The 6,228-nt window shown below is 64.0% G+C and carries 6 protein-coding genes; all 6 read left to right on the plus strand.

The annotated features are described in order from the left end of the window. Positions 1-929, plus strand: a 929-nt coding sequence (gene rseP / locus ACIQ42_RS14560) for an RIP metalloprotease RseP (protein ID WP_397422982.1), incomplete at its 5' end; no start/stop codon positions are given. A 29-nt stretch (positions 930-958) separates the two neighbouring features. Beyond that, on the plus strand, positions 959-3,397 hold the full coding sequence (gene bamA, locus ACIQ42_RS14565) for an outer membrane protein assembly factor BamA (RefSeq protein WP_397422983.1): 2,439 nt from the start codon (positions 959-961) through the stop codon (positions 3,395-3,397). 5 nt (positions 3,398-3,402) lie between these two features. Continuing rightward, complete coding sequence (locus ACIQ42_RS14570; protein WP_397422984.1) at positions 3,403-4,083, plus strand: OmpH family outer membrane protein; 681 nt, start codon at positions 3,403-3,405, stop codon at positions 4,081-4,083. A 41-nt stretch (positions 4,084-4,124) separates the two neighbouring features. Beyond that, complete coding sequence (gene lpxD / locus ACIQ42_RS14575; protein WP_397422985.1) at positions 4,125-5,141, plus strand: UDP-3-O-(3-hydroxymyristoyl)glucosamine N-acyltransferase; 1,017 nt, start codon at positions 4,125-4,127, stop codon at positions 5,139-5,141. Further along, positions 5,138-5,608, plus strand: a complete 471-nt coding sequence (gene fabZ / locus ACIQ42_RS14580) for a 3-hydroxyacyl-ACP dehydratase FabZ (protein WP_397422986.1) — start codon at positions 5,138-5,140, stop codon at positions 5,606-5,608. Before lpxD ends, fabZ begins: the two co-directional genes overlap by 4 nt. A gap of 4 nt (positions 5,609-5,612) precedes the next feature. Further along, positions 5,613-6,228: acyl-ACP--UDP-N-acetylglucosamine O-acyltransferase (gene lpxA / locus ACIQ42_RS14585; RefSeq protein WP_397422987.1), on the plus strand; the 616-nt coding region annotated here is incomplete at its 3' end.

Raw genomic sequence — 6,228 nt, forward strand, 5'->3', positions numbered from 1 at the left:
GCCTGATCGATCAGGGCCGCGGCGCGGAGATTGACCGGTATTTCCACTTCAAGCCCGTCTATCAGCGGGCCATTATCGCTGCGGCCGGTCCAGCGGCGAACTTCCTGCTGGCGATCGCGATATTTGCCGTGTTCCTGTCGACGCTGGGGGAGTGGGTGGTGCCCGCCCGGATCGCCCAGGTTGAACCTGGTTCCCCTGCGGCCGCAGCCGGCCTGCGACCGGGCGACCTGATCCTCAAGGCTGATGGTCGTCGTGTCGTTCGGTTCGATGATGTGGCGGAAGTCGTCAGTGTGCGGGCCAACGTTCCGATCACCTTTGTTGTGGACCGGGGCGGGCGCGAGGTCGTGCTCACCGCGACGCCACGCTGGCAGCTGCGCGACGATCCCGTCGGAGGGCCGCAGAGGATAGGCGTGCTTGGCATCCGGCCGGAGCAGTCGAGCGACGACTTTATCAATGTCCGCTACAATCCGATCGAAGCCGTCCAGCGGGGCGCCCAGCGCACCTGGTACACCCTGGAGACCACGGTCTTCTATCTCGGGCGGATGATCACCGGCCAGGTGAGCGCCGACCAGCTTCGTGGCCCGTTGGGAATTGCGACCGTCACCAAGAACGTGGCGACCCTCGGTAACGACAGTTCTGACGGATTTCTTGAGAACCTTGGCCGTTCGGCTTTGAACCTTGCACAGCTGGTTGCAGTGCTGTCTGTCAGTATTGGCTTCATGAACCTGCTGCCCATCCCGGTTCTGGATGGTGGCCATTTGCTGTTTTATGCCTATGAAGCCGTCTTTCGTCGCCCTCTTGCCGCCAAGGTTCAGGCGGCAGGGTACCGCGTGGGCCTTGCGCTCGTTCTCGGATTGATGTTGTTCGCAACCTGGAACGATTTGCAGCGCCTGCATGTGTTCAAACTGATCGGCGGCCTATTCTCCTAGGCGCGTTCGTCCCTCAACCGGCTGATTCGATGTTCCAGACCCGCGCTTCTCGCGCCGCGCTTGTTTCCGGCCTCGCCCTGTTGTTGGGCTCCGCCGCAGTTGTTGCGCCCGGAATGGCCTTCGCCCAGGCGGAGCGCGCAGGTGTGATCCAGCGTATCCTCGTCCAGGGCAACGAGCGGATCGAGCAATCGACGGTCGTGTCTTACCTGCCTGTGGCACCGGGCGAGCCGGTGGACGCGGCCCGCATCGACCTGGCGCTGAAGGCGCTGTTCCGCACCGACCTTTTCTCGGATGTGAAGATCGATTTCCGGAACGGCGATCTGATTGTCACGGTGGTGGAAAACCCGATCATCAATCGCGTGATCTTTGAGGGCAACAAGGGCCTGAAGGAAGACAAGCTACGCGACGAGGTGACGGTCCGCCCACGCGGCATCTTCACCCGCTCGAAGGTCCAGGGTGACGTTCAAAGGATTGTGGAACTTTATCGGCGCTCGGGCCGGATCTCGGCCAATGTGACGCCGCAGATTATCGAATTGCCGCAAAAGCGGGTCGATCTGATCTTCAAGATCGAGGAGGGTCCGAAGAGCGGGATCCTGTCGGTGAATATTCTCGGGAACAAGGCGTTCTCCGATAACGACTTGCGCGACGTGGTGGTCACGGAAGAGACGCGCTGGTTCAAATTCTTCTCCAACAACGCCAACTACGATCCCGACCGGCTGGAGTACGACAAGGAACAGCTGCGCAAGCACTACCGCAACCGTGGCTACTACGATTTCCGGGTGACCTCGGCCGTGGCGGAACTGGCGCCGGACAAGAATGGCTTTGTCATCACCTATACGGTCGACGAAGGCCCCCGCTACAGGTTCGGCAAGGTCGAGGTGGAGACCGAGCTTCAGAAACTCGACAAGACGGTTCTGGAGTCGTTGCTGGTGGTGCGCTCGGGCCAGGTTTACCAGGACGAGCAGATCGAACAGGCGACGGACGCCCTGACCTTCGCTGCCGGCGCCGCAGGCTTCGCGTTTGTGGATGTACGTCCGCGTTATACGCCGGATCGCGACAAGGGGGTGGTCGATGTGACCTTCTCGGTCCGCGAGGGCCCGCGCGTTTACGTCGACCGGATCGACATCGTCGGCAACAATCAGACTCTGGATTACGTGATCCGTCGCGAGATGAGCGTGGTCGAGGGCGATGCCTACAACCGCGCCCTGGTGGATCGCTCGAAACGCCAGATCCGGTCATTGGGCTTCTTCAAGGAAGTCGACATCACCGAGGTGCCCGGAACCTCGCCGGACAGGACGTCGCTCCAGGTCAAGATCGAGGAACAGCCGACGGGCGAGCTTTCTTTCAGCGCCGGCTATTCGTCAGTGGACCAGCTGGTTCTGGATCTGGGCATCACCCAGCGAAACTTCCGGGGTCGCGGACAGGACGTCCGCGCGCGGGTGTCGGTGGGATCCCTGCGCCAGCAGCTGGATTTCTCGTTCACCGAGCCGCGGTTCCTCAGCCGCGATGTGGCTGCCGGTGTGGATGTCTACGGCTACCGGTATGATCTCTCGGAGTTCTCATCCTACAAGACCACCACCTTCGGGACGACCTTCCGCGCCAACTTCCCGCTGGGCATCGATAGCCGCGGGGCGGTGCGCTACACCCTTCGTCAGGACGACATCCAGATTGACGGCCTGCTTTGCGACCCCTCACAGGGCGTGGTGCTTTCGGCCTCGCTCTGCGAGCAGGTGGGTAAGCGCATCACCTCGCTGGTCGGCTACGGTGGACGCCTGGATCGCCGGAACGACTATCTGAACCCGACGCGGGGCTACTACGTCGACATCAACCAGGACCTTGCGGGTCTGGGTGGGGATGTGAGCTTCCTGCGCACGGATCTCGAGGCCGGGTGGTTCTACGGGATCACCAAGGACTTCATCTTCTCGGCGGTGGGTTCGGCGGGCTACGTCGTCGGTTGGGGCGGCGACAACGTCCGGATCAACGACCGCTACTACAAGGGCGGCCTGAACTTCCGGGGCTTCGAAACGGCGGGTATCGGTCCCCGGGACCTCTCCCTGCAGCGCGCCGACGCCCTGGGCGGCAAGGCCTTTGCCATTGGCACGGTCGAGTTGACGGTGCCGACCTTCCTGCCTGAGCAGTACGGTATCAAGGCGGCGGTCTTCAGCGACTTCGGCACCCTTGGCCTACTGGACAAGGCCGATCGCAACTATCGAGTGGGTGATCTGGATTGCCTCAATCCGCAGGTGATCGACCCGTCGGATCCCACCCGAACCATCAATAATCCCGCCATTCCCGGCACGCGGAACGCCTGTATCCGCGATGATCTGTCGCTTCGCGCCTCTGCCGGGGTGAGCATCTTCTGGAAGTCGCCCATGGGCCCGATCCGGTTCGATTTCAGCCGGGTTCTGGCCCAGGAAATCTATGACCGGAAGGAAACCTTCCGTTTCTCCACTTCAACCAGGTTCTAGAAAACATGACGTCAAAAACGATCCTCGCGGCCGGATATGCGGCAGCTCTTGTCCTCTCCGGCGCGACTTCGGCGCTGGCCCAGGCGCCCGCCGCCCCCGCACCATTGCCCCCGCCGCAGGTGACGCATGGCGCGGCGATCCCGGGTGTGTGCGTATTTTCTGGCGACCGCGCCATTGGCCAATCGACCGTGGGTCGCTTCGTCTTCACGCGGCTGCAGCAGTTGACCCAGCAGGCCAGCGCCGAGGTCAGCGCTGAGGAAACTACGCTGAACACGGACGCCAAGGCGCTCGACGGTCAGCGCGGCACGCTCGACCAGAGCGCATTTGAATCCCGCGCCGCGGCGATCCAGGTGCGGGCCAACGCCCTGCAGCGCAAGGTTCAGCAGCGTAACGCCGAAATGCAGCGCACGCAGGAGAAGGCGCTTGGCCGTCTCAGCGACGAGATCGCGCCGCTGGTGCGCGCCAGCTATCAGGCCAAGGGCTGTTCGATACTGGTCAACCGTGAAGCGCTCACGCTGGATCTGGCGAACCCCGCGATGGACATCACCCCGCAGGTGGTGACGGCGCTCAATGCCAAGATCACCCAGTTCACGTTTGATCGCGAGCGGCTGGATCAGGCGGCAGCGGGTCCGGTTGCGCCGCGTCCAGCTGCGCCCGCCGCCCCGGCCGCCGCGCCGCGCCGCTAAGCGCTGAATTGCAGGGTCGGGCCGGAGCTCGAGAGCCAACCATGCCCGACCCAAGATTCTTTGAAGACCTGGGGCCCATCACCCTGAGCGAACTGGTGGAGGCGACCGGCGCAAACCTGTCCGTCGCGGCTGCCGCCGTGACGCGTGTGGACAGGGTGGCCGTACTCTCCCACGCCGGTCCCGGCAGCGTGACTTTCCTGATAGATCGACGGTTTGGCGATACCCTCGCCGCCGCACGACCGAGCGCCTGCTTTCTCCCGCCGGATCTGGTGGATCATGTTCCGCCGGGTTGTGTGGCCCTCACGACGTCAAACCCGCAGGCTGCGTACGCGCTCGCGGCACAGCGGCTGCATCGTCCGCGGCCTGGCGCCGCCTCGCCCATCGCACCGGATGCCTTGATCGAAGCCGGGGTTGTGCTGGCGCCGGGCGTCGTCGTGGGACCGGGCGCGCAGATCGGTCGCAACACCCGGATCGGGGCCAACAGCGTGATCGGTCCGGGCGTCACGATCGGACGCGACTGCGAGATCGCGCCGAACGTCACCATAGGGTTTGCCCTGATTGGCGATCGTGTGCGGATTCTGGCCGGGGCGGTCATCGGCGAGCCCGGCTTCGGGGCGACAGCCGGCCCCAAAGGCCTGATAGATATTCCCCAGCTTGGGCGGGTGATCCTGCAGGACGGGGTCACCATCGGCGCCAACACCACTGTCGACCGCGGGGCCTATGACGACACGGTGATCGGCGAGAACACCAAGATCGACAACCTTGTGCAGATCGCCCACAACGTCCGGATGGGTCGCAACTGTGTGATGGCGGGGCAGGCGGGCATCGCGGGCAGTGTGAACATCGGGGATGGCGTCCAGTTTGGCGGTCATGCAGGTGTGGCGGATCATTTGACCATCGGCTCCGGCGCCCGGGTGGGCGCGGGGGCAGGGGTCATAAAGGATATTCCGCCGGGCGAAACCTGGGGCGGGACGCCCGCGCGACCGATCCGTCAATGGCTCAAGGAAACGGCATGGCTCGCCCGGATGGCGAGCCGTAGGGGCGGGGGACAGGCATGACACGCAGAGCGCCGGCGGCAGAGAATCCCACCGAGATCGACATCACCGAGATCCTGATGCGGATTCCGCATCGGTTTCCGTTCCTGCTCGTGGATCGCTGTGAGGACTACAAGCCTTCGGAGTCGATCGTTGGGATCAAGTGCGTGACGGTGAACGAGCCCTTTTTCCAGGGTCACTTTCCCACCTATCCGGTGATGCCGGCGGTGCTCCTGATCGAGGCCATGGCCCAGACCGGCGCGGTGCTGATGTCAAAGTCGCTGGACGTCGACACCGCTGGCAAGGCGATCTTCTTCATGTCGGCGGATAACTGCCGGTTCCGCTCGCCGGTGCGACCGGGCGATGTGGTGCGCATGCCGGTGCGTGTGGTTCGTCATCGGGGCGACGTGTTCAAGTTCGCCGGGCAGGCCATGGTCGGTGACAAGGTCGCCGCCGAGTGCGAGTTCGCGGCCATGGTGGTGGAGACCTGAGCGTTTGACCGTAGAGATTCATCCGACCGCAATCGTCGCAAAAGGGGCGGAACTGGCCGACGGTGTCAGCATCGGCCCGTTCTCGATCATCGGCGAGCATGTCCGCATCGGCGCGCGCACGCAGGTGCTGGCCCATGTGGTGATCGAAAACCGCACAACGATCGGCGAGGACTGCTCGGTCCGGAACTTCTCGAACCTGGGCGGGCCGCCGCACCATACGGGCTATCGGGGCGAGCCGACCGAGCTGGTGATCGGCGACCGCAACAGGATCTGGGAGCACGTGACCATGCATATCGCCGCCCCCGGCGGCGAGGGCGTGACGCGGATCGGGAACGACGGCTTCTATATGGCCACCAGCCATGTCGGTCATGACTGCGTGGTGGGCGACAATGTGGTTCTGGCCCATTCCGCCACCCTGGGCGGGCACGTGCAGGTGGGAGACTTCGTCACGGTCAGCGGCCTGGCGGCGGTGCATCAGTTCTGTCGGGTTGGACGCTATTCCTTCATCGGCGGCCTGGCGGCGGTGACCAAGGATGTCATCCCCTACGGCATGGTCTGGGGCAATCATGCCCATCTGGAGGGCCTGAATCTGGTGGGGCTGAAGCGGCGCGATTTCAGCC

It is taken from the genome of Phenylobacterium sp., from assembly GCF_044372605.1.
GTDB lineage: Bacteria > Pseudomonadota > Alphaproteobacteria > Caulobacterales > Caulobacteraceae > Phenylobacterium.